This is a genomic window from Chryseobacterium fluminis (assembly GCF_026314945.1).
Taxonomy (GTDB): Bacteria; Bacteroidota; Bacteroidia; order Flavobacteriales; family Weeksellaceae; genus Chryseobacterium; species Chryseobacterium fluminis.
The window spans coordinates 4,992,743-5,019,694 of sequence record NZ_CP111121.1; the positions used below are offsets into that span (position 1 = coordinate 4,992,743).

Genomic DNA, 26,952 nt, shown 5'->3' on the forward strand with positions numbered 1-26,952 from the left:
CATTCGATTAAAAACTTAATTTTTAAGATCGATTAAAGCTACATTTAATACAATAAAGTCCGTTTCCAACTGGTAGAAACGGACATTTTATTATTTTTCTGCATCCTTTCAAATATACTCTTCAAGTAAGAATTATCAAAATATATCATTGGATTGTGAGAGCTCCTCTATTTTTTCCGTTTGATAATAGGTATTGTATATCTACTGCTGAAATTCAACGACAAAACCGGTTACACCACCATTATTGGCAGGTAGGTCATTCCAGGGATGTGTAGAGGTATAACCATTTTTAGTGACAGTAACATTATCATTTTTTCCATAAGCATGTACAAATCCTTCACCGGAATTCGTATTATTAGGTTCATTGGTATAAAACCAATTGATTTTCCTCACAGCTGAGAGGCCTGCGGCACTGTAATCATGTAAGGGCTGTTCACCGGTAATCCATTTTTCTTCCGGATCTGGAGTAAGAGCAACGCCTGCTTGCCATGAAAATTTCACAAATCCCATCCACGTCCTCTGGGTATCGAAAACCACATGATTCGTAAGCAAATTCTCTTCTATATATTGCCATTCAGCGTCCGTAGTATATGTAGCCAAATAACCACCTATGTTTTTTGCGGCAGTATAAGCATCAAACCAACTCAGAGTTCCAGTTCCGGAATAAGCAGCATATGTATGTCCATTTATGACATAATTAACGGCTCCCTCTTTTGTATAAGTGTTGCTTCCTACCGTAATGGTCGCAGGAGCTGAATACGCTGTTGTTATCTTGTCCGGAATATAACCCAGAATATTGGAATCTACCGAGGTTGAATAGCTGATTACAGTCGTATTGGTTACTTTACCCAAACTTCGCCAAATGCTGCCGTCAAAATAGTAACATCCTGCAGAAGTGATGTTGGCTGTTTTTGTGTCAGCAGTAGTAGGAATCAAAGTAATGTACACAATTGTACCGGTCTGTGCTACAGTATATTTTGATCCGGCATTCTTGAGCTGATCCCCGGTTAGTCTTGGCATCGCGATACCTTCCGCTGTTGTTCCGTCGGTTTTAATGGCGTCTACTTCAAGTGTAGAAATAACATTCATGGTAGAAATACCCATTTGTGAGTACGCAGGTAAGCTGCATGCTATATGTGACAGTAGCAATAAACGTTTTTTCATGTCAGTTGGTTACTGTTGGAATTCTACGATAAATCCTGTTGTGCTTGCTGTATTTGCTACTACGTCGTTCCAAGCATGAGTAGAAGTGTATCCGCCGTAGGTCTGGGTTCCACTGTTTTTGGGCAGGGTAATGACAAATCCTTCTGTTCCACCGGAATTATTGGGCTCCCCGGTATTGAACCAATTTGATTTCCTTACGGCACTGGTACCGCCGGCACTGTAATCATGCAAGGGCTGTTCTCCTGTAATCCATTTTTCTTCCGGGTCAGGAGTGAGCGCAACTCCGGCAAACCAGGAAAACTTTGCAAAACCTATCCATGCCTGCTGTGTATCATATGCAGAGGCACTGAGAAGAGCGGTTTCAACTTGCTGCCATTCTGCATCTGTAGTAAAAGTAGCAAGGTAGCCGCCCATATTTTTGGCAGCGTTGTAAGCATTATACCACGTAATACCGGCTGCAGAAGCAGAGTAAGCAGCATAACTATGGCCATTAAAAGTAAGAACGCCTGTGCGCATCGCTGTAATTCCATTCACCGTAAGAGTCGCTGGAGCATCACTACCGGCCGTGGCAGTATTGCTTGGTACATACCCAAGAATATTTGGATCAATTACAGAGCTTATGCTAAGTGTGGTGGTAGTATTCTGTGCACCCATTCCATGCCAGATATTACCATCAAAATAATAATAACCAGGGGCAGTAATATTCAAGGTTTTATTTGTAAGAGGTGATGGCGCTGAGGTGGCATATATAATAACCCCTGCATGCGCAGAAGTGTACTTCGAATCAGCGGCTGAAAGCTGGTTTCCGCTAAGTCTTGGAGCGATCACTCCTTCAGCAGTAGTTCCGTCTGTATTTCTTGGTGCTACATCAAGAGTAGCTCTTGGAGCAGTTGTATTTATCCCCACTTGGGCGCTGACAAATTGTGCTGAAAGGAGAACGGCAGCCAGTAAATATTTTTTCATTATAGCAATTTTAACAGATATTTTTTTCAAAAGTATGTAAAAAAATATGACTTATTATGCCATAGAACGTAAATAAATACCGTCATAATTAAACTTTACCACATTAAAAAAATTAGTAAATATTTAAATTCCTGAGTATGAACGTCAAAATAACCTTCCGAACTATTTAATTCATAAAACAGTGATTATTAAAGTTTTATAAATGTATTGTTACAAATCAATTTCAGTCTGGTATATTGTAGAAGATTATAGGATACGGACCAGAAAATTGATTCATGATGCGCAGAATTTGATGGCGGTAGTAGCTAGGTTTGACAGCGTAATGATAAATAAAATTCAAAAATAAAAAATGAATATCTGAAAATTTTATTATCATAGACTTATCATCCTGGTACTTTTCAAGATACAAATCAGTATATTTTTATTTTAATTAAAACTATTATTAATATTATCTCGTATATATTTACAACTCATTTTTAATCTGAGTTTTCATGGTTATTAGTTTTTAATCCTTGACTTTGGTCAAGGATTTTGTGATTTACTATCTGCCGGATGAATTTATTAAACTTTTTCACAATAATCCGTATTAGTTCTGTTCGCCCGTAAATTAAAAGCAGGGGTTTACGGTATATATAAAAGATTTGCATTGGAATTGCCAAAAAAACTATTGACCTAATCTTGCTTTTTATCCCAAGCTTTCGTCTTCACTTAACGATTATTATAATATTATATACGATTGAGATAATGGAATTACTTTTAATAAAATTGCTTGCTATGGAAACTGAAAGTAAATCCCAAGGCCGGCAAAATTTTAATAAAAGACAAACAGGGATTGTGATTTGAATACACCAAACAACTGCAATAAATTATTTACAGCTAATAATAAGCGTTTTTGTATAATGATAACGAGAAAATAAATAATTGGCAAAAAATTCCACTATTAGAATTCAATCTTTATAATTTAGCCTGATGATTCTGATTATTTTTTAGATATACTGCATATCTGGGACAATTTTTTTTAATGAAGCCTCTAAAATTCTTTAGAGTTTTACATCAGCAAGTGAGATGGGCGAGTATTTTGCTAGATAGTTACTAGGGAAATAAAGGAAGTATTAATAATTTGAAGTTTAAATCATAATATTTTGAGAACCATATTAAGATACACACTAGTATTCTTTTTTTCGGTTTCCGGCTTAAGTTGTGGGAAGAATGAAAAAAATAATAGTTCGAAGGAAAGTGGACTGAATTCACCGTATACAGATACTCAAAAAGCCCGTTCTAAACGGCAAAGATCTGAGTTTAAGGCAACAGATTTGGATATAGCCCGATTAAAAGTGATCAGGGAGAATTACAGACGTATCAACTCAATTACAAATTGGTCAGGAATTAAGGTTGAAGAATTGCTGGAAACGACCGAGGGCGGTGAAGCCTCATTTTACTATCAAAAAGGAAATCTTGAGAAAATTACAACACGAAATTATGGTGAGACTTTCCAGTTGATTACTGAATACTTCTTATTGAAGAAACAACTTTGTTTTGTTTATGAAAAGTCATTTCAATATAATCGACCAATGTACTATGATATAGCAGCCATGAAGGAAAATAATGACACAGAGGCGTTTGATTTCGAAAAATCCAAGGTGACTGAAAGCCGAAGCTATTTTGAAAACGGACAGTTATTTCTTCAAACGCGAAGTACAGGTTCTTCTTCTTCGGATAAACATAACTCTTTAAAAAACGAACAACAAAGAATTCTGAGCGACTTTAAGATGCTTTTGGGAAAAGTTAAACAACCATAGACTTTTTGCCACATTAGGTTTAGTAAAAAAAGAATGCGATTGTCAATGATTAGTGACGTTTAATAAGATGATACGTGTTTGAGCTTTTATGAAAAATGGATAAAACGCTATAAGCTCATATTGTGAATCAACTGATATTTATCACTTTAGCTACCATGCAATGCTTTAAATTTATACTGCCTTTAAAATTATCATATTTAAGTATTAAATGCATAATCAGCAGGATATATTGGCGTTAAAAAGCAGAATGAAAAGGATATTTTTTTATCTTCGCAACAGGTATACAATAGTTTGTAAAATGAACAAATGGAACAGATCCGAAAATATTTTGACAAGACATTTAAGTTGACTGAACAGGATTGGCATATTTTTTCTTCAAAGCTTACAAAACAGGATTTTCCTAAAAGGCATATTATGCTAAGAACAGGCCAGGTCGAAAATTACCTTTCATTTATTGAAGTTGGGATTGTACGTTTTTACATTCCTAAAGCAGACAATGACCTTACCTTTTCCTTTTCTTTCAACAACAACTTTGTAAGTGGATACACTTCATTTTTGACCAGAAGGCCATCAACCTACTGCATAGAAACTTTAACAAAAACAACACTTTGGCAACTAACTTATGCAGATCTGCAAGAGATTTATACAGAGACTGAGATCGGCAACGCCATAGGACGAAAGGCAAGCGAAGAACTGTTTTTAAAAAAATCAAAAAGAGAGCTTTCTTTACTGAATGAAACGGCAGAAGAGCGCTATCTCAATCTGTTGACGGAACAGCCTGAATTAATAAAAAAAATACCGTTGAAATATATTTCTTCTTACATTGGCATTACTCCACAGGCACTAAGCAGAATTCGCAGACGTATTTTTTAACCTAGGTTCATTGTTTTGCTTTGATGATCGAACGATCTTTGTAGAAAAAAAGATGAAACCCTTAATTGTTTTGCTTACTGTATTTACTGTTTGTGTATTGGTTGTGAAAATATTTCGTGGCACCTACGAGCTTGCCTTGTCAGGTCGAATAGCAATGTCTGCAATGTTGATATTTTCTGCAACTGGTCATTTTGTATTTACCAATGGAATGTCATTGATGCTTCCTGAGTTTATACCATTTAAAACAGAAACTGTTTATTTAACAGGAGTTGCAGAAATTATTTTTGCTATCGGACTTGCCAAGTTATAGGGTATTAACAGCTTGGTTACTCATCATCTTTCTATTATTAATACTTCCTGCCAATATAAATGCTTCAATAAAGCAAGTTGATTATCAAAAAGCCACATTCGATGGCAGTGGATTGTCTTATTTATGGTTTAGAATACCGTTGCAAATGCTTTTCATTATTTGTACCTATCTATCAGCAATCAGTAAATATTGAGGATCACCATTCGTGAAAGATCGAAATCATGGAATAAATAAAAATTAGAGAGAAGTTTCAAAAGAAGATCAGAATATTTCGGATATTCAGAAGCTTCCAGCATCTGCTCAATGCTTTTAGGAATGTGTATGAATCAGAACTTTCAATCAAATAATACATTGTCGATTACTGATAAACCAGTGATAACCAACCATCTCTAAGGCTAATAGCGCGAATGTAGTCCTAAAAGCCCAAATACTTAGAATAAAATTAAATCAAAGTGCTGTAAAATACAACCAATTCAGTGTGACACTTGCAGAAGATAAATTAAAAATGCCGGAAATCGAAAATGAGAACAAATACAAAACTTTTTAAGAAAAAGTTAGCCTCTATTTATAAGTATATCTAATGGGACGGAAAGAAAATTAGTTAGGCGAAAGATAGTTTGGCAAATATAGTACTTAATTTCTATAGTCCTACAATACTTCTTGACGCTGCTCACTCAACGCGTTCAAAGTTTTGGTTGGACAGAGTAAGTTAGCTTTCACAGGATAGCTGGTCAAGTTATTACAGAAGGCTTTAGAAGATGGTAGATTAATTTTAAGAGTTGTTGCTCAATATGATAATGTATTAGACAGTTCTCAACATGATGAAACACATTATAATTACTTAACAAGGATGCAGAAGCATATGGTAAACAGTTTTATCTACAAGGGAGAAGTACTGGATTTTTGACACTCTCTCTTCTTATGATATTAAGAAATTAATAATTCCTATGGCAAGTCTGACAGCCTATTTAATCTATACTGTAAATTTGAAACGTCATTTTTGTTATAAATTTCTGTCTGCGGTAAATAATTCAGATAATAAACTATGGTATCAATCTGTGTTCTTGAAAGTAAAATATTTATTTTAAGCATTTCTTCTTCAATATCGTTCAAAAATTCCACATGTCCCGAATCACTTTCCATGAGAGATTTTTTTGCATATTTTAATGCATCGCTAATAAGATTTTTTTCTTTTATATTAAAATTTATCATAACGAATTTTGGTGAAGATAAATCAAATAGATGTTTTTTTTTATGATTTGATGCATATTTCTGTAAAGATGAAATTTCTTGTAATATTTTATTTAAAGATGATATTAATATCAGCGAAACTTATTGGATTATTGATCAATTACATAGTATTACATTTTGCTGATTTTTTTGAAGTCTTTTTAAAAATACCGGAAATGTTTCTAAAGAATATTTGTGAGTTGGTACCAATAATGTTCAGCAATATCTTATCAGAGTTGATTGCAGGACTGAGATGAATTTCGTACTTGATTATTGATTCTGAAAATTTGATAGATAAAATAGCAAAGAAATATTGTTAAGAGTCTTGAATCATGCCATCAGTGTTTGGTAGTTCAACTTGATTCCTATTCTAATTACCAGCTGAGATAAAATATTTATTCTTAAATCTGGTATTGCTAAGATTGATTTATAAAAATATCAACAATATTGCCTAAGAAATATATAATTCCTGCTTGATCACTTAAAAAGTGGAAAAGCCCTTTTCCATTTTGTCACAGTGTTGCGACTAAGCTTAAATTTCAATGCTGTTTGAACGTTGGTCAAATTATGTAATTTTTGATATTTCAGGATTTTCAGTATATCATTTTTCATGTAGGACTTACGTTTTTGGTTTAAGCGCTCTTCCTGCGGTGATTGTTTTGGAAATAATAAGTTATGGAGTTCAATGGCATCCAAAATTGATAATTTTTCTTTCTTTAAAATATTTTGGCATAATACCATTTTTTCAGGAAACTTCTTATTTATCAGATCTGTATATAACTCTTTGTAATTAACTTCTTTAAATCCATATCTATTTATAATTTCTTGTTTTTTGCGATCCACTTATAAATGGTTGTTCTGGAAATGTTGTATTTTTCAGTGATTTCTGGAATCGTCATTTCTTTATTTTGAATTAATTCAAGTATAAACATTACGATTTCATTACTATACATATTTTTACGAAACTGAGGAAGTTTTGATTTACTTGTTCCACTCTGTCCATTATTTCTGGGAAATGAAGAATAAAGTAAAAGGTGTTGGGTGTACAAGCGAAAGAAATCATACTCCAAAAGTTTGCTCCATTTTAGTAGAACTTTTGCAGAAAGATCTTCCGATTCATACACTTGATAAATTTCCGTCTCGGTACAATTAATGAAATTACATATTCTATCTAAATCTATCTCTTTCTCAAGCGCTGCCTGCTTTATGAGACTGCCGATGTGTATCTCTTTTAAGTATTCGTCAATCATATTGAAATTCATTTTCTTAAAAATAGTAATAATAGCATTGAAGACTTCCGTTTTTTCAAACAGTTAACGAATATAAACAATTCTTTTCCTATTACAGCTCCTAAATACTTAATTTCCATAGGATAATTTTTTATTAGTTAAACTCTCTATTAGGAAGAAGTTTTTTAACTGTAGATTTTTCTCATAAGTAGCTTCCTTGTCTTTATTTTGGACTGCTCTCAGAGGGATTTTATGAACACTCTTTCTGTAAAAATTTTAAACAAACTCTCTATATAAAATTATCGCGGTTTACTTTATCAGGTATTTAGATAAAGTAATTAATTTATAATTACGCTTCTTCAAATTTTAACTATTTCTAATCCTATTTTTATTCCCGGGTATATTTCATTATCTATCGAATCAAAGTCCATTTCATTTTCCGTCATTTTGTCCAATTTCAGAGCACACTGCGAAAGTTTAAAAAGTTTTTCACTCCCTGCTGTACCTTTTAGTTTGTGAGGAATGATTTTCATTTATACAATATTTTTTTTTCAGTAGCTTTTTCTATATTTTTTGCCTTCACAAGTTTCTGGATAAGCAGATTGAGAAATACTTCTTAGAAATCGTCATCACTCCCAATCTGTTCGTGCAGCATATTCCATATCGATGTATTTTCCAACTTTATTTCTGCTTGCTCGTGAGCATAACCGGTATCGACATTTTTGTTATTAAACATTAACGCCAATATGTTTTTTAAGCATTTCCGTAAGATCTGTCTGCCTGAGAGGTTTTGGTAGGAAATCAGTCATGCCGGATTCCAGGCATTTTTCTTTTTCGCCCAATACATTTCCGGCAGTAACGCCTATGATGGGGGTAAGTTCGTATCCAGGCAGCATACGGATCTGTTGTGTTGCTTCTATACCGTTCATTACCGGCATCTGAACATCCATAAGAATAATAGAAAATTGTTTTTCACGGCACGCTCCCAAAGCTTCCAAGCCATTGACAGCTTCTGTTAATTGTGCATCGGAAGCAAGGGATTTCATCATTTTATTATTGAGAACCATATTTACCGGATTATCATCCACTAAAAGGACCTGAATTTCCTGAGCAAATGAGTAAGAATCCTTTTCAGACCGATGACGATTTAATTTTAATTCAGTATTTTGAGCTAATCTTCTCAGAATCTTATACAAATCATCGGATTTGATAGGTTTTAACAGCAAATGTGCATTTTCTTTTTCACGAATTGACGCAATGACATCTAAATCTTCCGAAGAAGAAGACAGTATCATAGTAGGAGGATTGACTTTTCGCTGGTCAAACAGCTCCCTGATTTTATTGATTGTTTCCAATCCGGACATTACCGGCATGTGATAATCCATCAGGATCACATCAAACAGCTCTCCTTTAAACAGAATCTCCAGAGCTTCCATTCCATTGGCAGCCAGTGTGCATTCTATATTCTTATAGGCAAGCATATGCTGGAGAATAATCCTGTTGTTTTCATTATCATCAACTACCAGAGCTTTCTTGGCAGTCATAAGATCATCATCCCTCAATTCAGAAATTTCGTAAGGAATCTCAATATCAAAGAAAAATACGGAACCTTTTTCCGGTGCGCTTGTCAGAGATAGATGGCTTCCCATATAAATGAGGATATTGTTTGAGATGGTTAGGCCAAGACCTGTTCCGCCATATCTTTTACTGATTGAACTGTTTTCCTGAGTAAAAGCATTAAAAATATCCTTCTGTTTTTCAACAGGAATACCTATTCCCGTATCTCTTACAGAGAAACGCAGGGAAATATTTTTCTCATCCATATGTAGCTTTTCCACTTTCAGTTCGATCTCCCCCTTTTCTGTAAATTTCACAGCATTACCCAGAAGGTTGATCAGGATTTGTTTTAATCTTGATTCATCAATAAGAATCGTTTTTGGAAGCCCCGGCTCAATATTCAGAAGAAGCTCAATATCTTTTTTCTGTGACTGATAGAGAATTGCATTAATAACCTGGTTCAGCATATCATAAAGGTCGCTTTTTTCAATCAGAAGCTCCATTTTTCCGGATTCTATTTTAGAAAAATCCAATATATCGCTAATGATGTTGAGCAGGTTCTCCCCAGATTCATTGATATATTTCAGATATTGCATCTGTATTTCATCCAGCGGAGTCCTAAGGAGTAGATCCGAAAACCCTATGACTCCATTCAAAGGAGTTCGAATTTCATGGCTCATATTGGCCAGAAACTCTGATTTTGCCTTGCTTGCCATATCTGCTGTTTCCTTAGCATTTTTCAATTCCTCATTTACATGTACGGCATTTGTAATATTCTGTGCAGAAATAATTACACCTCCTATTTCATCTTCTGTGAGGTACCATGGTCCAACTCTAAGGTCGTAATGTTGAATTTCTTCTTTACCTCTCACTTTCAAAGCAAAGTCTTCATTTATATATGTTTTTCCCAGAAGAGCATTATTATAAATCTCTTTTCTTTCTTCAGGAATATCAGGAGATATGATGAACAGATTATTTCCAATAAGATCCACATCATTCATATTGAATTCCTTTTTCCATTTGGTGCTTACAGAAACATACTCGAGATCTCTGTCAAACATGGCCAGTGGAATAGGCACGTCGGTTACAAAGGACTGCATCATGGCTTCCTTCCTGGTAACTTCCAGAAACATTTTTTTGAAGGCATCAATATCTTGGATGATACCGAAAACCCTTGTGCAGACCCCATCTTCAAATTCAGGAAACCCTTTCACCCTTACCCAGATCGTAACGCCGTCAGCACGCACAAGCCGGAGTTCTTCATCAAAAGAAATCCCTTCAGTTACGGCTCTATTGAAGAGATGTTTCATTCTGTCACCGCTTTCTTTTTTATAGAAATCGACTGTATTTTCAAAATCAGGCTGGAAATTATTTTTTATTTTATGGATGTCTCTGGTAGTCTGGGACCAGAAGAGGTTGCCAGTCTTCATGTTTGCTTCCCAGCCTCCAACCTGTGCTACGGAATTTGTCTGCTCCAGCATTTCTTTAGTATATACAAGATCTTTTTCTAATCTATGTATCCGAATAAGATCTGATTTCAATTTTATATAAAAGAAAACGATCACGGCAATGGCTGCAATGAAAGAGAAAATAATAAACAGAACGGTCCACATAGAAGATCTGTCTAGATCCTGATTTTTTACAGCAAGCTGAATTTCCCCATATTTTACAAATTCCTGAACCAGCATACGACATTTGTCCATATCGGCTTTATTATGTTCAAGTTCTTTTGGGGTCATTAATATGCCCTTTCTACGCTTCTCAATGAGCAAGACATCTCGGTCCATCATCATTTGAGAAGTATGCATAAGTTCGTTTAGAAGCTTGATTTGATTTTTATCTTTAAGATTCAACGAATTTATATTAGAAATAAACCTGGGATATCTTTTTGTACTTTTATTGAACGGCTCGAGAAAACTTTCCTGACCTGTAAGCTGAAATCCCCGGCTTGCGGTTTCAGCATCTAACAAAGTGTTAAAAACATCTTTTATTAAACTTATAGATTCTTTGCTGTTCAGAAGGCTTTCCCTATTATCCATCTGTTTCTGTAAGCTGATATAGGATGCTATAGAACCCGCAATTAGTAGTACTAAAGAAAGGACTACTCCCATCTGAAGATCTTTTATAGTTTTTTTCGGCATTGAAAATTAGTTTAATGATAGTAATCTCCTGGGAGTAGTTAACGTAACAATTTAATTGTGATATACATCAAATATAAGGAAATATTGAAGAAAACGTAATATTTAATTATTTTTTATATTATTTGATATTTTACCAGAAGAATCAAGTGATTAAATCCAATCTTTCTGTGAAATCTGTTTCTGAATTATATAACAGTTAAGTGAAAAAATCTCGGAAAGGATACCTGGTCATTAACTTTTATTTTTGATCTTTTGTACAGATTTATTCCAGACTGTTGAAGGAGTTTTTGTGAAGGCAGCGGTTTAGGGGTAGATGAGCTGATACCATTAGCAAGTAGATAATAAGTGTTTCGTAATGCAGGGAAGTGGGTGCATTCTACAAAGAGGTTATAGTTGTTGTCTAAAATTTTTGGAAGTACAGAACTCAGTGATCAATAATTTTATGTTTATCCTCCGTTGTCATGGTTCTGACAGACGTCCGTAGATATGATTCCGGATTGAAAAAGAATAAAAGGCAATATTTATGACAATACCGAATTGACAGTAATTGCTGTTACCGGCTTCGCTAAAGTGATGTCACAGTAGATTAGGGGGCAGCTATTACTCCTGTTACAGGATCTGCAAATATAGCCTCCAGCAATCCGAATTGGGGAAGCTGCCGTTATAATCTTGCTTTTTGCGAATTAAAAGCCAATATTAAACACATTTGTATAAATTCTACAGGAGCTATTCAGGCTGAATTGCTGGCAATTGACGTATTATCCGGATTCGGTGGGCATCATATAGATTTATGACGGCCTCCAATATCACTTTAATTGTTGCAGGAAGCACTTTACCTTAAAATCTTATGTGTGATATCTGAAAAATATTAGTTGAAAACAGAAATCTGGATTTTAAAAAAAATCTGATAAAACGAGAACTAGAGCATATTCCTTATAATGACATATAAAGACAGATACAGGCGTTATATCATAACGCCCGTATCAATGGTTTGTAATAAATTAATCAGTTATTTTCAAAAACAACAGCTGACTCTTTCGCTGCGGCCACCATTGAAATTAAAGCTTTTTTTGTTTCATCCCAATGCCTGGTTTTTAATCCACAATCAGGATTTACCCACAATTGATCAGCAGGAATTACACTTTTGGCCTTTTGTAAGAGTTCAATCATTTCTTCTTTTGATGGAATCCTTGGTGAATGAATATCATAAACCCCAGGACCAATCTCATTCGGATACTTGAAATCTGCAAAGGCATTGAGTAGCTCCATTTGTGACCGGGAACATTCTATAGTAATTACATCGGCATCCATATCAGCAATATTTTTAATAATATCGTTAAATTCTGAATAGCACATATGAGTATGGATCTGGGTGGTATCTTCAACTCCGCTCGATGAAATTTTGAAGGCCTCCACCGCCCATTTCAAATAGTTTTCCCAGTCATTTTTTCTTAGTGGTAAACCTTCACGAATTGCTGGTTCATCAATTTGAATGATTTTTATTCCTGCTTTTTCCAGGTCTGCAACTTCATCACGAATAGCCAAAGCAATCTGTTTACAGGTTTCAGAACGAGGTTGGTCATTACGGACAAAAGACCATTGTAGAATAGTTACTGGACCTGTCAACATTCCTTTGACCCACTTTTCTGTCTGGGACTGCGCATAGTGTGACCAATAAACTGTCATTGGATTCGGGCGTGATATATCTCCAAAAATAATAGGAGGTTTTACACAGCGGCTTCCATAGCTTTGTACCCACCCATTTTTGCTAAATAAAAATCCATCCATTTGTTCTCCAAAATATTCAACCATATCATTGCGTTCAAATTCTCCATGAACCAATACGTCAATTCCTATTTCCTCCTGCCAGCGGATCGTTCTTTGGGTTTCCTTTTTCAATAGGGCATCATATTGTTGTGCGGTAAGTTCTCCTTTTTTGAATTTGGCTCTCCAAGCTCTTACCTCTGTTGTCTGCGGAAATGAACCTATAGTGGTGGTAGGAAATAATGGTAGTTGTAAAACTTTCTGCTGTGCTGCTTTACGGAGTCTGAATGAATTTTTTCTTTTTGCATCTGTCTCTGTTACTGCATTTACCCTTTGCTTTACTACTTCATTATGAATTAAGGGAGACATTTTTCTGCTGGAAAGGGATTCTTTATTTTCTGCAAATTCCATCAGTGATTTATTGGTGGGATTTTCATTTGCCAATTCCTTTAATTTTACCACTTCGTCCACTTTTTGTTTAGCAAAAGCCAACCAATTTTTAATTTCGGGATTTAGATTGGTTTCAAAGTCCAAATCACAAGGGGAGTGAAGTAAAGAGCATGATGGCGCTATAAAAACTCTTTCGGAACCTAATTTTTCAATACACTTTTTGATGTAATACAGTGACTTTTCATAATCGCTTTTCCATATGTTTCTTCCATCGACAATTCCCAGTGAAAGGTCTAATGTTTCAGGAATTGTGTTTAATATTTCATCCAACTGCTTCGGGTTTCTAACTAAATCTACGTGCAGAACATTTACAGGAAGTGAAACAGCAAGAGAAAGATTATCTTTCAATCCGTCAAAATAAGTTGCAATAATGAATTTCAACTTCGGGAATTTCTTTCTGATTTCACCATAAACCCATTTGTATTTTTCTTTTGTTTTTTCAGTTAAATCCAAAACTAAAAACGGTTCGTCAAACTGAATACATTTAGCTTCCTGCTCCTGAAGTTTTTCCAAAATTTCTATATAAACAGGTAGAAGATTTTCTGCCAGATCCAGTTTATCAAATCCCGGCTCTTTTTCTTTACCTAAAAGAAGATAGGAAATTGGCCCTATAATCACTGGCTTAGCGATGATTCCTGCCTGTTTTGCATCAGCAAATTCATTGAATATCTTATTTGAATTTAGTCTGAATTTTTGATTTTTAATGAATTCCGGAACAATATAATGGTAATTCGTATCAAACCACTTTGTCATTTCCATGGCGGTGATATCCAGTCCTTCTTTTTGGTAACCTCTTGCCATTGCAAAGTAAAGGTCCAATTCCGTACTATTCTCCTTCATGATAACTTCGTGATAACGTATAGGAATAGCCCCAACCGTCAAAGTCATATCCAGAACATGATCATAATAAGAAAAATCGTTACATGGGATCAAATCAATTCCAGCTTCTTTTTGGATATTCCAGTTTTGATTACGGAGGTTGCTTCCGGTTTGAAGAAGTTCCTCTAGAAGAATTTTGCCTGACCAATACTGTTCACAGGCTTTTTTGAGTTCTCTTTTGCTGCCAATTCGCGGGTAGCCCAGAATGTGTGTTTGCATTTTTTGCTTTTTAAATTAAACTTAATTTTAAAGCTCTTTGAATGCTTCGTATTGCCTGCGAATATTAAATTTCCGGAAAAATAATGACATATGTAAATTGCACAACTCCGATCATAGAATTGTACTATAAAAATATATCATCTGTCTGACCAAAAACTTCAGATCGCGAAAGCATTGTCAATTTAGTAAAGGCAGGTCTCCTGACTTGTAACAATTTCTGTGATCCTTCCCGCTTTGGCAGTGGATATATAAAGACAGAAACTTCTGGTGTGTTACTTACAGTTGCGCGACAGCTCGTGATTTCCACACGATTCCCTATTAATTTACCTTAAGTAAAACCTTTTACCGTTTGATGAAGTATATAAAGAACTAACAACTTAAAATAATCGATAACATTGCTGTTGTTACTTAGATTATATTTTGGGACAAAAATAAATATAAAGAATAAAAATAGGGTAGTGTTTAACTAAATAGAAAAAAAATACTTTATATATTGTCACTATACAGAAATAATTACTGTATATTTGGATGGGTTTTACTTTTTAAAGAAAAATATACTGTGGAAAATATTGATGACAAAGATCTTAAGCTGCTTAAGCTGTTACAGAACAATGCTAAATTAACAGTTAAAGAGCTCGCGAGAGAAATCAGTCTTTCCTTATCTCCTGCTTTTGAGAGAGTAAAAAGGCTGGAAAATGAAGGATATATAAAGAAATATGCTGCTATTCTCAATGCTGAGAAGCTTAACCGTGGTTTTACGGTTCTTTGTCAAATCAAATTAAAAATTCATGATAAATCTGTTGGAAATGATTTTGTAAAGCAAATTTTGAAAATTGATGAAATAGTAGAATGCTACAATATTTCGGGTGATTATGACTTCTTTTTAAAAGTGCAGGCTAAAGATATGAAACACTATCAGGACTTTGTATTCAATACATTAGGTTGTGTAGATGCTATTGGAAGTACACACAGTACATTTGTTATGGCCGAAGTGAAAAATTCACATGGTCTGAATATGTGATATCTTCAGGTAGTAATATATTGAAACAAGTTTCAAAGAATGATCAAAAAATAGATTTGGATTGTTGATTTGCTAAACGCGGCTTTTTAAGTTTCACTCGGTATATCGGCATAATAGAATATTTTTTATCACTTCCAGCAAATACTTTTACAATAAAAATCTCAAGAAAAAGTATTTACTATAAAAATAGAATTGCGTTCAATGGTCTAAATAATCAGGGATTGAATAGAAATTACACAGGAGAAAAAAATAATCAGGACCATATTAAATATAAGATGTTAAAAAATGGAATACTGGTGAAATATTTGTTTATCATATACTAGTTCTATATAAATTGTAGTGGCGAAACTACATTTAATCCTTATATAAAAAGAAAAATACCTACACTTATAATATGTTCTAATAGAAAAATATTGGAAAACTAAATTTGATTTTAATGAAAAAAAAGGAATTTTTTGATTATCAGGATTGAACTAAAATTCTACAAGAAAAATATGTTAATCGAAAAAAGAATAATATTTGATTCCATTTAAATGGCGATGGAATTAAATGCGAAATGGAATATGGATTCGGTAAGAAAATAAAAAATACTGATAACAATGTAATTCTGTGCGGAATCAAAGATTCCATTAAATATTAAGCAATTTTTTATTTAATAAAAAGTTTTATACTTTGGCTCGCCTACAGAATTACTAAATTTTAAACAACAACGGTTTATATCGCTTAGTGTTAAAAAACAATTTGCTAGAATTGACATTTAGTCAGGGCCTTATGCAACAGCAATTAAAATTTCAAAACGAGCCAGTTGGCGTAGAGAAATTTATTAAGTATATATTAATGAAAATAGTTCCCTAGTTAAAAATCAATGAGGGATATTAAAGAATGTTATGTATTATAATGTTTGTAATCCAAAAAAACAAATTAATTTGGATTAAAAGCCTATATTTATTCTTTAAATTGGGTAAATTAATTTATATACATGAAAATTTCTAAAAAAGATATTAATGCCGTTAGAAGGTCTGTAATGAAACGTCTTACAAAAAATGTCGGGAAATCACAGCCGGTAACAGGCAATAAAAAAGATTTGATTGTAAGAAAAGTATTGATTACCAGACCTAACCACCGCTTAGGAAATCTATTAATTATCACACCTTTAATTTGTGAGGTTCATTCTCTTTTTCCGGATAGTAAAATTGATCTTTTTGTAAAAGGTAATATAGCACCTTCGATTTTTAAAAACTACACTTATATCGATAGGATTATCCAGCTTCCTAAAAAACCTTTCAGTAACTTATTTCAATATTTAAAGGGCTGGGCTTTATTAAAAACCAGAAAATATGATCTTGTTATTAACTCAGCAACAGGATCTTCGTCAGGAAGATTATCAACATTGTTTGCGCGCTCCCAACATAAAGTTTTTGGTGATTTTAATGAAGCATTAAATGTGAAATATTCTGACTACAGGCATTTAGCCAAAAATTCGATATATAATCTGAGAGATTATTTATCAAAACTGGGGTTTGACGAAATTACAACAACGATTCCTGACTTATATTTAAATTTGGATCAAAGTGAGATCTCGGCTGGAAAGGATAAATTAAAGAATTTGGTCCAAAACAGCAAAGATACAATTTGTCTTTTTACTAATGCTACAGGTGAAAAGTGCTATTCTCAAGAATGGTGGGAAGAGTTTTATGATAAGTTAAAAAAGAATTTTTCTGAATATAATATTATTGAGCTCTTACCTGTGGAAAATATATCAAAACTTAATTTTACAATTCCTCATTTTTACAGCCGGGATATTCGTGAAATGAGCGGTTTTCTTAAAAATGTCACTCTTTTCATCGCAGCCGATAATGGGGTGATGCACTTAGCAAGTGCAACCGGAATTCCTACAATTGGGTTATTTTCTGTGAGTGCTGAAGAAGAGTACGCACCATATAATGCAAAGAGTTGTTCCGTAAATACCAATCATACTGATACTGATAAAATGATGCAGTTAATTCACATGATTCTAGAAAAGAGATAATTAAGATTAATAAATTAAAGATGAAGGTATTTTTTGCAAATGAATTTTCTCGGTATTATGAAGAAATTATTCTTACAATAAGAAAATTTAAGAATGGCGGAACGATGATAGGTGATGGTCATAGGAATGTAATTAAAGTTTTTAAAATTGGTGACCGTTTAATTAACTTTAAATCCTTCAAACAGCATAATATAATCAACAGACATGTTTATAAATTTTATAGAAAATCTAAGGCAAGAAGGTCTTTTGAGTACGCATTATTTCTGTTAGATAAAAAATTTTATACTCCAACCCCGATAGCCTACATCGAAAATCATGATATTATCGGTCTGACGTCAAGTTACTATATGAGTGAGCAACTTGAAAATTCCTTGATGTTGAACGAAATTCTTACCAATAAGGATTTTCCTGACAGAGAAGAAATTATTAAAGGATATGCAGCACTCATGTATACTTTACATGAAAACGGTATTGAATTTATCGATAATTCTGCAGGAAACTTTTTAATAAGAAAAGAGGAAGGAGTCTATCGTTTTTACATTGTTGATTTAAACAGAATGAATTTTTATGATCATATTGAAATAAATAAAAGACTTAAAAATTTCGCAAGGTTCACACTTGATAATGAAATTATGAATATAATAAGCAAGGAATATGCATTGTTATCAGGAGCGTCAGCAGAATACTGTCTAAAGAAAATAAGTGATGCATCAAATAAAATGCTTTTTAAAAGGAAGGTAAAAAAAGTTTTAAAATTCTATAAATATATTATCAGGATTTAAATAGAAACAGCCGGTATTATACTATTAAATATAATTATCATAGAATGAAATCAATTTCAGAAATTGCATAAAAACTTTCATCATATGAAATCAACTCTTGAATACTTGAATCGCATTGATACAGAATTATTTTTAGTGATCAATGGAAAACATAATGCTTTCTTTGATACCATAATGTTTTGGGCGAGTGATAAATTGTTTTGGTTTCCCTTTTATGCGATATTATTAATCTTTTTAATTAGACTATATAAAAAATTTACAATTTATATTCTGCTGGCAATTGCGGCTACCATAACTTTGTGTGACCAAACAGCCTCGGGGCTTCTGAAAAATTTGATTAAGCGGTTGCGGCCTTCTCATGAACCTGCCTTGGTTCCATTTATCCACTTAAGCGATGCTGGTCCAGGTGGAAATTATGGTTTTGTATCATCTCATAGTGCCAATGCATTTGGACTTTTAACATTTCTTTTCTTCTTACTACCCGCAAGGTATAATTGGCTCAAAATTATTTTACTTTTTTGGGCTTTGCTAGTTTCTTACAGTAGAATCTACAATGGTGTGCATTATCCATTTGATATCCTTGGTGGCGCGCTTGTAGGTATTCTTGCAGGCTGTCTTATCTGGATCATATTTAAATCTATATTTAAAACTAAAAATTTTAATAAAATAAATTATTACATTTAATCGAACGGTACAATGATTAGCAATTATTGAAAAATTAGTGATGAATTTGAAGAATATTACTTTTATAGTTATAGACTTAAGAAATGATTTATTTGAATCTATAAACAAATGGTGTTTTAATAGTCAGACTTGTATCAGGACATTATTTAAAAAAATTAAACGTATTATAAACTATGGTAATATGTGAGAATTATTTTTTTTCTGCTGGTATTGTAATATATTCTTATGATCCTGGAGAATATAGGAATGTAAGCTAGTTAAGTATTTTTTATTTTAAAACAAATAATATGAATCCTGCACTGTTGAATGTAAGTTGAAGATTTATCTTTAAGTTTTCCATGGTTCTTGACTCTTTAAATATAATTAGTATATTGCATCTGATAATCCACTAAAACAAAAAATCATGAAAAATTTACTTAGTATCAACATTATTTTTCTTATGCTTTTAATAAGTTTTAATGCAAAAGCTCAAGTCGAAATGGGAAGAGTGTGCAAAACATTTAAAGGCGAAGAAGGTATTATTGTAACAACGGCCCGATATGGCCCCGAAAAAAACAATGAAGCACTGATCGCTGTTTATGATATCGATCATTCTTGGGCGGGGAAGATATTTAAAGCCAAAGTTGAAAGTTATAATGGTAAAGCAGATTATGAAATAACTTATAAGGGTAAATCTTATATAATTATGACTTTAAGAAATAATAACTACGAAATCTATCTGCCGAAAGAAAGCAATATGCAAAAATCACCAATTTATGTATACTATTCGGATTACTTATCTGAAAATTGTACCCCTAATAGGTTTTTGCAGGAATTCAAGGATCAAAATGCCAATAATAAGTAAAATTATGATAGAATATTAACTTATTTTATCCCTTAATATTTTGAAATCTAGATGAATTCTACTTGGTAGTTTTTTGTATTGGAAATAATTCTACTTTTATTGCTCAAATGAAGTAAGTAAAATTTCACATTATGAACTGTTCAAACATTAAATAAATCTCTTTGTATTTGGTATAATTATTGCAAAGATTAAATAACCATATCACGAAATATTGTTTTAATGCGAATATCGTCCTCATAATAAATATTCGATTTTGAAAATCTTCTTAATTTAAGGGGATTTTTTTATTTGATAATTGACCTATTCCCAAAACCAGGATCATTTAAAAGTAGAGATTTTCAAGAATCACCTGACCGCCTGGTCGTCTGTTTGATACTAACAGACAAATAAAAAGGGTTGGTCGATAATCCACTGATGAGAACATAATGAGTAATACAGTTAAATATCTGTGTTGGGAAGAAACAGATTGAATAAATGATTTTCTTCTGAAAATTTGTGAGTATTTTTGCTAGCTTAATATAAATTTAAACTTTTAACAAGTCAAGAGTATTCTATGATCTTAATTGTTGATGATAATGAAAACAATATCTATTTTCTCAAGAAATTGCTGGAGTCCAAAGGTGTCCAGATAGATACTGCAAATAATGGTGAAGTTGCTTTGGAAAAAGCACTAAAAAACGACTATTCACTAATTATCTTGGATGTTCAGATGCCGGGAATGAGTGGATTTGAAATTGCGGAGACTTTAGAGGGATACAGCCAGACCAAGGAAATTCCGATATTATTTTTGTCAACAGTCAGTGCAGACAAAAGATTTATTACCAAAGGATACAGGTCAGGGGGAATCGATTATGTCACAAAGCCTATCGATCCGGAGATCCTCATGTTGAAGATTGAGATATTCTACCTTCTTCAGAAAACCAGCCTTGCGATGAAGATAACACAACAAAATCTGGAATTAGAGGTCAAAAGAAGAAAAGAAACGCAACTCTTGATGAAATCGGAGATCGATCATTTTCATCTGATGCTGAAAGCCCTGTTACAAATAGCATTTATTTTAGATGAGAATAATATGATCAATTTCGTCAATAGCAAATGGTTTGAATATTCTGATTCCGCTCAGAAGTTTCCTAAGACCCATACAGCTGATCTGAATATTGATAAAGAATTTCAGCGATGCAAAGCAGAGGGAGAATCACTAGAGCTGGAAGTTCGTATAAAAAATAGGATTACAGAGGATTACAGATATCATCTGTTAAGGATTTCACCAGTCTATCAAAACGGTGCCTTAAAAAACTGCGTAGGGACCTTCACTGACATTGATGACCAGAAAAAGGTAGAGCGGGAGAAAGATGAATTTCTGAGCATTGCCAGCCACGAACTGAAAACGCCTCTGACAAGAATCAAAGCCTATATGCAGTTGGTCTTTCGTAAACTAGGGGGAAATCCGCACAATAGTGAGAAAGATTTCGTCGGAAAAGCTTTGGATCAGATCGAAAAACTAAATAGTTTAATCACAGACCTTTTGGATATTTCCAAAATCGAAAATGGAAAACTTAAGATCAATAAAAAGCTGGAAGATCTGGAAGAACTGATTAACAGCACGATTAATACCATTATGCAGACCTACGATAATTCAAACGTCAGAATCAATTGCGACTTTATCAATATCACTCACTTAATTTATTTTGATCCCTTACGTATAGAGCAAATACTGATCAATTTATTGACAAATGCCATGAAGTATTCTCCTAAAAGCAACCAGGTGATTGTTAGAACGAGGATAGAAAACAACGAAGTAAAAGTAAGGGTCACCGATTTTGGAATTGGAATTCCTGAATTTAAACAGACTGATGTTTTTCGTAAATTTTATCGTGTTGAAGAGTCTTCTGAGAGTTACAGGGAGGAATCGGTCTATATATCTGTTCGGAACTCATTAAGCAACATAAAGGAACCATCGGTGTTGCGAGTAAAGAAAACGAAGAATCAACATTTTACCTTACCGTTAAATTAATTGTATGCCGAAAAAAACTAAAAGAAATCTTCAATTCGGAATTGGATTTTCCCTGCTTGTATTAATTGCAAGTTCAGTCGCATCATATTTGAGCATCCGCAACCAGATGGAGCATCGGGAAAGTGTGACCAAGAGCCGCATATCAATGATCGCTGTAAAAGATATTCTTATTGCGCTCATCGATGCAGAGACAGGTAATCGAGGGTATCAGCTTACAGGAAAAGAGAATTTCCTTGAGCCCTACAATCGAAGCTTACAAGAATATCCAAAAGCATTGGTACGTGCAAAATCTGTGAATTTAAATGATAATAAACAACATGACAGATTAGACTTACTGCAAAAAAATGCTGATAAAGATATAAATACCATAAAAATCTTTGTTGAAAAGAGACGCAAAGGCATTTTGATCACCCAAAATGAAATGTTGTTGGGTAAAAACTACATGGACAACTGTAGAACTATAGTCAGAGATTTTGTTCAATATGAAGAAAAACGACTTGAGAAAAGAAACAAGGATCTTGACAGCTCGTCTCTTACCACCATCCTGTTCATTGTCTTTTCATCTTTGGCAGCCATCATCGTTACGCTGTTTTTCTATTTCAAACTGCGTAATGACCTGATCCGTAGAGATAAATTAGAGAAAGAATTAAAAGCGAAAGATCTTGAGATTTCAAGACGAGTCAATGTTATTCAGCAGGTGGCAGGTCGGGTTTCCAATGGGGACTATAGTCAAAAAATTGCAGATGAATACGACGGAGACCTTGGAGATCTTGTTGATTCTTTAAACCATATGACCGATTCTCTTAAAGCTGCTTTTGATAAGATCAATAAAAGTGATTGGATACAAACAGGCCTGGTTAAGTTAAATGAGTCTCTGGTGGGCAATAAATCTGTAAAAGAGCTCAGCTCAGATTCGCTAAATCAACTCATCGATTATGCCAACTGCATCAACGGTGCGATCTATCTAATGGATGACGGAAAATTAAGACTAAGCAGCTATTCCGGTCTTGAAAAAAATATGAAGCAGACCTTCGATCCCGGGGAAGGAATGGTCGGACAGGCATTTGTCCAGAAGCAAGCCAAAGCCTATAACCATCTTGATCACAAAGATTTTGTAGCCACCTTTGCGAGCAGTACAATAAAGGTCCACGCCATTCTACTGATCCCAATCATAATGGATAGGCTCACCTTTGGCGTAATAGAGGTCAGTGCGAACAAACATTTTGATCAGGATAAGATTGATTATTTTGTTGAATGTTCAAGAAATATCGCCATCGCTTTGCGCGCGGCAAGAGGGCGTGCAAAAGAGCAGCGCCTCTTGGAGGAGACCCAGGCGCAATCAGAGGAACTTCAGGTTCAGCACTCTGAGCTTGAGAACCTCAATACAGAACTTGAGGCACAGACCCAAAAACTTCAGGCTTCGGAGGAAGAATTGCGGGTACAGCAAGAAGAGCTAATGCAGACCAATACGGAATTGGAGGAGCGTTCTAAATTACTGGAAGAGAAAAATCAGCTTATTGCCGAGCGTAATATTGAAATCCAGAGAAAGGCCGAGGAACTGGCCCTGAGCACACAGTACAAATCCGAGTTTCTGGCCAATATGTCCCATGAATTGCGCACACCATTAAATTCAATCCTATTGTTGTCCCGTCTGATGGCTGAAAATCCCGAAGAAAACCTCAATGATGATCAGATCGAGTCGGCAAAGGTAATTCAGAGTGCAGGAAGCAGTTTACTGACCTTGATCGACGAGATCTTAGATCTGGCTAAAATTGAATCAGGAAAGATGTCTCTGGAATATGAAGCAGTGCAGATCAGTGAGGTTGTCAAAGATCTGAAAAATTTAATGGATCCGTTGGTTAACAATAAAGGGATTAAATTCAATGTCAGCATCGAGGATGCACTGGAAAAAAATCTTGAAACAGACCGTTTACGTTTGGACCAGGTCTTAAGGAATCTTCTGTCCAATGCCTTAAAATTCACAAAACAAGGAAGCGTTGCATTAGCCATTAGAAGAGATACTGCAAATAAAGATTTTATTGTTTTCTCTGTAAAAGACACGGGAATCGGAATTCCGGAAGACAAACAGAAAATTATCTTTGAGGCATTCCAACAGGCCGACGGTTCAACGCAGCGCAAGTTTGGCGGAACTGGTTTGGGATTGTCGATCAGCCGCGAAATTGCCAAATTATTAGGAGGACGTTTAGATCTGACAAGCAAAGTCGATGAAGGAAGTGAGTTTAGCCTGACCATTCCCATCAGTGAAAGTGTAAAAGAAAGTCAGACCGGTTTACTCATGAACTCGGATCAGGATCTAATCGATGTTATTGTAGAAAATGTAGAAGAGATCAAAAATACTATTAATTATGATGAAAGTAATGTGACATCGTTTTTCAATCATTTGGAAATACCGGAAGATGTGGAAGATGACAGAAACAGTATTTCAAAAGATGACAAAGTAATTCTTATCGTTGAGGATGATACGAATTTTGCCAGGGCATTATTAAAATTTGCCAGAATGCAAAACTATAAAGGCGTAGTGGTAGTAAGAGGTGATCAGGCACTGTCAGCCGCAATGGAATACCATCCAAATGCTATTTTACTTGATATTCAGCTTCCTGTAAAGGATGGGTGGCAAGTGATGGAAGAATTTAAATCTAATCCTAAAACCAGATCAATTCCGGTGCATATGATGTCGTCACTTCACGTAAAGAAGGAGAGCCTGATGAAAGGTGCCATTGATTTTATCAACAAACCTGTGGCCATGGAACAGATGACCGATGTTTTCAGAAAGATCGAAGACGCTTTAAAAAAATCTCCACGAAAGGTCCTTATTGTTGAAGAAAATGCGAAGCATGCCAGTGCGCTGTCTTATTTTCTGAGCAATTTTGATATCATGTTATCGGTCGAGGATACGGTCAAAGACAGCGTTAATGCTTTTAATGAGGATAGGGTGGACTGCGTGATCTTCGACATCGGGGATAACAGGAGGAATGCCTATAAAATTATTGAATCTATAAAAAGCTATGACGGTTTGGAAAATCTTCCGATCATAATTTTCACCGAGCAAAATTTAACGAATTCCGAAGAATTAAAGATCAGGCAATATGCTGATTCCATTGTCGTCAAGACCGCACATTCATATCAGAGGATCTTAGATGAGGTGGGTCTGTTCCTGCACTTGGTGGAAGAAAAGAGCAGTTCGTCAGAGGACATACGGGATAAAACCTTGGGATCACTGACGGAAGTCCTGAGTGGCAAAAAAATTCTGGTGACGGATGACGATGTTCGAAATATTTTCTCCCTGACCAAAGCCCTGGAGAAATATAAAGTGGAGGTGATTGTGGCGATGGACGGTATTCAGGCATTGAAAAAGATTGAAGAACATCCCGATGTGGATGTGATCCTAATGGATATGATGATGCCTAATATGGACGGTTACGAAACGATTGAGAAGATCAGAAAGATAGAGAAATTCAGAAGGCTTCCTATTATTTCCGTTACGGCGAAATCGATGATCGGAGACCGCCAGAAATGTATTGATGCAGGTGCTTCAGATTATATCACAAAACCGGTAGATATGGATCAGCTGCTATCGCTGCTGCGAGTGTGGTTATACCAAAGTTAAGGTACCGATCCATCGATATAGTCGTCTCCCTGCGTGTTCCTAACACGCCGCTTTGACATGGACCAGGTCATCTGGCATAAAAAAATAAATAATAAGAATCTAATAATGAAAAAGAAGATTTTGATCGTGGATGACGATCCTCGCAATATATTTGCACTCAGACTCACATTGAAGGCCCGGGGATTTCAAATGGAAACTTCCACCATGGCCAGGGAAGCGATTGAAATCTTAAAAAAAGATCCGGAGGTCGGCGTAGTATTACTGGATATGATGATGCCCGATATGGATGGTTATGCAGCATTGAAAATCATTCGTCAAACACCATCTATCCGACATATCCCGATCATTGCTGTTACAGCTCAGGCGATGCCGGAAGACCGCCAGAAATGTCTGGATGCAGGTGCGCAGGATTATGTCAAAAAGCCGATTGATGTAGATCTGCTTTTAAGAGCCATAGAAAATTTGTTTTAAATGTTACATCCCGATATCGTAAAAGATGAGGAAATTGAATTTCTGATCAAAGATGTACATGACCTCTACGGCTATGATTTTTCGTTGTACAGCAGGCCATCTTTTAAAAGAAGGGTCAATCGTATTTGTCTATATGACCATCTTGCAAGTTTTGCAGAATTGCGGTATACCATTCTTAACGATCCTAATTATCTCAAACATTTTATCGAGGAGATTACGGTCAATGTCACGGAGATGTTCCGTGACCCTGACTTCTTCCAAGTATTAAGGAATGAAATTCTACCCCAGTTGGAAACATATCCCCTCATCAGAATCTGGGTGGCAGGGTGCTCTACCGGCGAGGAAGTTTATTCGTTAGCGATCCTGCTGAAAGAAGCAGGGCTGTACCCTAAATGCCTTATCTATGGTACGGATCTCAACCCGTCGGTGCTTCAGACGGCCAGAATGGGAATTTTTCCGCTTAGTAAGATGAAATTATACTCTGAAAACTATATTCTATCCGGTGGTAGAGAAGATTTTTCAAACTATTATACGGCCAATTATGAAGGCGTAAGATTTGATAAAGATCTACAGGAAAAACTTATCTTATCGACACACAACCTGGTATCAGACAGCTCATTCAACAGCTTTCAGCTGATCATCTGCAGAAATGTAATGATCTATTTTGAAAAAGATCTGCAGGAAAATGTTTTTCAGCTCTTCGACGCAAGTTTAGAGAATTTAGGATACCTGGCCTTAGGTTCAAAAGAAACCTTGCGCTTTTCTACATTGGGTAAATTCTACCAACAGGTCGGAGATCAGAAGATATGGAGAAAAGTAGACCGTCAAAAGGGACCGGTGAAATAATTCTGACCATCTCCATAAAAATTCTACTTTTATAACGCATCTAATTCGGGGGATT

General features: G+C 34.8%; 20 protein-coding genes and 1 riboswitch. Of the genes, 12 read left to right on the plus strand and 8 right to left on the minus strand.

Annotated elements, in window-relative coordinates:
* Nucleotides 1-201 precede the first annotated feature (201 nt).
* A complete protein-coding gene (locus ODZ84_RS22730) occupies nucleotides 202-1,164 on the minus strand; it encodes a C-type lectin-like domain-containing protein (protein ID WP_266174818.1) in 963 nt (320 codons plus the stop codon).
* 9 nt (nucleotides 1,165-1,173) lie between these two features.
* Nucleotides 1,174-2,127, minus strand: a complete 954-nt coding sequence (locus tag ODZ84_RS22735; RefSeq protein WP_266174820.1) for a C-type lectin domain-containing protein — start codon at nucleotides 2,125-2,127, stop codon at nucleotides 1,174-1,176.
* Between the two features lie 1,142 nt (nucleotides 2,128-3,269).
* Here ODZ84_RS22735 and ODZ84_RS22740 point away from each other — a divergent pair.
* The 3 genes from ODZ84_RS22740 to ODZ84_RS23335 all read left to right on the plus strand — a co-directional run bounded on the left by ODZ84_RS22740 (nucleotide 3,270) and on the right by ODZ84_RS23335 (nucleotide 5,109).
* Nucleotides 3,270-3,926, plus strand: coding sequence for a hypothetical protein (locus ODZ84_RS22740; RefSeq protein WP_266174821.1), 657 nt, complete (start codon nucleotides 3,270-3,272; stop codon nucleotides 3,924-3,926).
* A gap of 306 nt (nucleotides 3,927-4,232) precedes the next feature.
* Nucleotides 4,233-4,799, plus strand: coding sequence for a Crp/Fnr family transcriptional regulator (locus tag ODZ84_RS22745; RefSeq protein WP_266174823.1), 567 nt, complete (start codon nucleotides 4,233-4,235; stop codon nucleotides 4,797-4,799).
* 52 nt (nucleotides 4,800-4,851) lie between these two features.
* Nucleotides 4,852-5,109 carry a DoxX family protein gene (locus tag ODZ84_RS23335; RefSeq protein WP_323136821.1) on the plus strand — a complete coding sequence of 86 codons (258 nt, stop codon included), beginning with the start codon at nucleotides 4,852-4,854 and terminating at the stop codon, nucleotides 5,107-5,109.
* 945 nt (nucleotides 5,110-6,054) lie between these two features.
* Here ODZ84_RS23335 and ODZ84_RS22755 read toward each other — a convergent pair.
* The 6 genes from ODZ84_RS22755 to metE form a co-directional block, all read right to left on the minus strand.
* Nucleotides 6,055-6,321 (minus strand): hypothetical protein, encoded by a 267-nt coding sequence (locus ODZ84_RS22755; protein ID WP_266174824.1) that lies wholly within the window; start codon nucleotides 6,319-6,321, stop codon nucleotides 6,055-6,057.
* Nucleotides 6,322-6,816: 495 nt separating this feature from the next.
* Nucleotides 6,817-7,182 (minus strand): helix-turn-helix domain-containing protein, encoded by a 366-nt coding sequence (locus tag ODZ84_RS22760; protein WP_266174825.1) that lies wholly within the window; start codon nucleotides 7,180-7,182, stop codon nucleotides 6,817-6,819.
* Nucleotides 7,155-7,589, minus strand: coding sequence for a helix-turn-helix transcriptional regulator (locus tag ODZ84_RS22765; protein ID WP_266174827.1), 435 nt, complete (start codon nucleotides 7,587-7,589; stop codon nucleotides 7,155-7,157). The genes ODZ84_RS22760 and ODZ84_RS22765 overlap by 28 nt, the downstream gene beginning before the upstream one ends.
* 338 nt (nucleotides 7,590-7,927) lie before the next feature.
* A complete protein-coding gene (locus ODZ84_RS22770) occupies nucleotides 7,928-8,101 on the minus strand; it encodes a hypothetical protein (RefSeq protein ID WP_266174829.1) in 174 nt (57 codons plus the stop codon).
* A gap of 195 nt (nucleotides 8,102-8,296) precedes the next feature.
* Nucleotides 8,297-11,266: a response regulator gene (locus ODZ84_RS22775; RefSeq protein WP_266174830.1), complete on the minus strand. Its 2,970-nt coding sequence runs from the start codon at nucleotides 11,264-11,266 to the stop codon at nucleotides 8,297-8,299.
* Between the two features lie 1,005 nt (nucleotides 11,267-12,271).
* The gene (metE, locus tag ODZ84_RS22780; protein WP_266174832.1) at nucleotides 12,272-14,578 is read right to left on the minus strand and encodes a 5-methyltetrahydropteroyltriglutamate--homocysteine S-methyltransferase; all 2,307 of its coding nucleotides are present in this window, start codon (nucleotides 14,576-14,578) and stop codon (nucleotides 12,272-12,274) included.
* Between the two features lie 173 nt (nucleotides 14,579-14,751).
* A riboswitch (cobalamin riboswitch) is annotated at nucleotides 14,752-14,936 on the minus strand.
* Between the two features lie 201 nt (nucleotides 14,937-15,137).
* On the opposite strand from metE, the gene ODZ84_RS22785 reads away from it, so the two are divergent.
* The 9 genes from ODZ84_RS22785 to ODZ84_RS22825 all read left to right on the plus strand — a co-directional run bounded on the left by ODZ84_RS22785 (nucleotide 15,138) and on the right by ODZ84_RS22825 (nucleotide 26,897).
* Complete coding sequence (locus tag ODZ84_RS22785; RefSeq protein ID WP_266174833.1) at nucleotides 15,138-15,599, plus strand: Lrp/AsnC family transcriptional regulator; 462 nt, start codon at nucleotides 15,138-15,140, stop codon at nucleotides 15,597-15,599.
* A 979-nt stretch (nucleotides 15,600-16,578) separates the two neighbouring features.
* Nucleotides 16,579-17,628: a glycosyltransferase family 9 protein gene (locus tag ODZ84_RS22790; protein ID WP_266174834.1), complete on the plus strand. Its 1,050-nt coding sequence runs from the start codon at nucleotides 16,579-16,581 to the stop codon at nucleotides 17,626-17,628.
* A gap of 20 nt (nucleotides 17,629-17,648) precedes the next feature.
* The gene (locus ODZ84_RS22795) at nucleotides 17,649-18,410 is read left to right on the plus strand and encodes a lipopolysaccharide kinase InaA family protein (RefSeq protein WP_266174835.1); all 762 of its coding nucleotides are present in this window, start codon (nucleotides 17,649-17,651) and stop codon (nucleotides 18,408-18,410) included.
* An 84-nt stretch (nucleotides 18,411-18,494) separates the two neighbouring features.
* The gene (locus tag ODZ84_RS22800; protein WP_266174836.1) at nucleotides 18,495-19,094 is read left to right on the plus strand and encodes a phosphatase PAP2 family protein; all 600 of its coding nucleotides are present in this window, start codon (nucleotides 18,495-18,497) and stop codon (nucleotides 19,092-19,094) included.
* Nucleotides 19,095-19,497: 403 nt separating this feature from the next.
* Nucleotides 19,498-19,938, plus strand: a complete 441-nt coding sequence (locus tag ODZ84_RS22805) for a hypothetical protein (RefSeq protein WP_266174838.1) — start codon at nucleotides 19,498-19,500, stop codon at nucleotides 19,936-19,938.
* A gap of 553 nt (nucleotides 19,939-20,491) precedes the next feature.
* Nucleotides 20,492-21,952 carry a hybrid sensor histidine kinase/response regulator gene (locus ODZ84_RS22810; RefSeq protein WP_266174840.1) on the plus strand — a complete coding sequence of 487 codons (1,461 nt, stop codon included), beginning with the start codon at nucleotides 20,492-20,494 and terminating at the stop codon, nucleotides 21,950-21,952.
* A 4-nt stretch (nucleotides 21,953-21,956) separates the two neighbouring features.
* Nucleotides 21,957-25,580, plus strand: a complete 3,624-nt coding sequence (locus ODZ84_RS22815) for a response regulator (protein WP_266174841.1) — start codon at nucleotides 21,957-21,959, stop codon at nucleotides 25,578-25,580.
* Nucleotides 25,581-25,637: 57 nt separating this feature from the next.
* The gene (locus tag ODZ84_RS22820) at nucleotides 25,638-26,051 is read left to right on the plus strand and encodes a response regulator (protein ID WP_266174843.1); all 414 of its coding nucleotides are present in this window, start codon (nucleotides 25,638-25,640) and stop codon (nucleotides 26,049-26,051) included.
* Nucleotides 26,052-26,897: a CheR family methyltransferase gene (locus tag ODZ84_RS22825; protein WP_266174845.1), complete on the plus strand. Its 846-nt coding sequence runs from the start codon at nucleotides 26,052-26,054 to the stop codon at nucleotides 26,895-26,897.
* The last annotated feature ends 55 nt before the right edge of the window (nucleotides 26,898-26,952 follow it).

Bases quoted from the DNA above. Each gene is read 5' to 3' on its own strand.
- ODZ84_RS22790 (WP_266174834.1), top strand. From the start codon at position 16,579: ATGAAAATTTCTAAAAAAGATATTAATGCCGTTAGAAGGTCTGTAATG.
- ODZ84_RS22745 (WP_266174823.1), top strand. From the start codon at position 4,233: ATGGAACAGATCCGAAAATATTTTGACAAGACATTTAAGTTGACTGAA.
- ODZ84_RS22770 (WP_266174829.1), bottom strand. From the start codon at position 8,101: ATGAAAATCATTCCTCACAAACTAAAAGGTACAGCAGGGAGTGAAAAA.
- metE (WP_266174832.1), bottom strand. From the start codon at position 14,578: ATGCAAACACACATTCTGGGCTACCCGCGAATTGGCAGCAAAAGAGAA.
- ODZ84_RS22795 (WP_266174835.1), top strand. From the start codon at position 17,649: ATGAAGGTATTTTTTGCAAATGAATTTTCTCGGTATTATGAAGAAATT.
- ODZ84_RS22815 (WP_266174841.1), top strand. From the start codon at position 21,957: ATGCCGAAAAAAACTAAAAGAAATCTTCAATTCGGAATTGGATTTTCC.
- ODZ84_RS22810 (WP_266174840.1), top strand. From the start codon at position 20,492: ATGATCTTAATTGTTGATGATAATGAAAACAATATCTATTTTCTCAAG.
- ODZ84_RS22775 (WP_266174830.1), bottom strand. From the start codon at position 11,266: ATGCCGAAAAAAACTATAAAAGATCTTCAGATGGGAGTAGTCCTTTCT.
- ODZ84_RS22820 (WP_266174843.1), top strand. From the start codon at position 25,638: ATGGACCAGGTCATCTGGCATAAAAAAATAAATAATAAGAATCTAATA.
- ODZ84_RS22765 (WP_266174827.1), bottom strand. From the start codon at position 7,589: ATGATTGACGAATACTTAAAAGAGATACACATCGGCAGTCTCATAAAG.
- ODZ84_RS22755 (WP_266174824.1), bottom strand. From the start codon at position 6,321: ATGATAAATTTTAATATAAAAGAAAAAAATCTTATTAGCGATGCATTA.
- ODZ84_RS22730 (WP_266174818.1), bottom strand. From the start codon at position 1,164: ATGAAAAAACGTTTATTGCTACTGTCACATATAGCATGCAGCTTACCT.
- ODZ84_RS22800 (WP_266174836.1), top strand. From the start codon at position 18,495: ATGAAATCAACTCTTGAATACTTGAATCGCATTGATACAGAATTATTT.
- ODZ84_RS23335 (WP_323136821.1), top strand. From the start codon at position 4,852: ATGAAACCCTTAATTGTTTTGCTTACTGTATTTACTGTTTGTGTATTG.
- ODZ84_RS22805 (WP_266174838.1), top strand. From the start codon at position 19,498: ATGAAAAATTTACTTAGTATCAACATTATTTTTCTTATGCTTTTAATA.
- ODZ84_RS22735 (WP_266174820.1), bottom strand. From the start codon at position 2,127: ATGAAAAAATATTTACTGGCTGCCGTTCTCCTTTCAGCACAATTTGTC.
- ODZ84_RS22825 (WP_266174845.1), top strand. From the start codon at position 26,052: ATGTTACATCCCGATATCGTAAAAGATGAGGAAATTGAATTTCTGATC.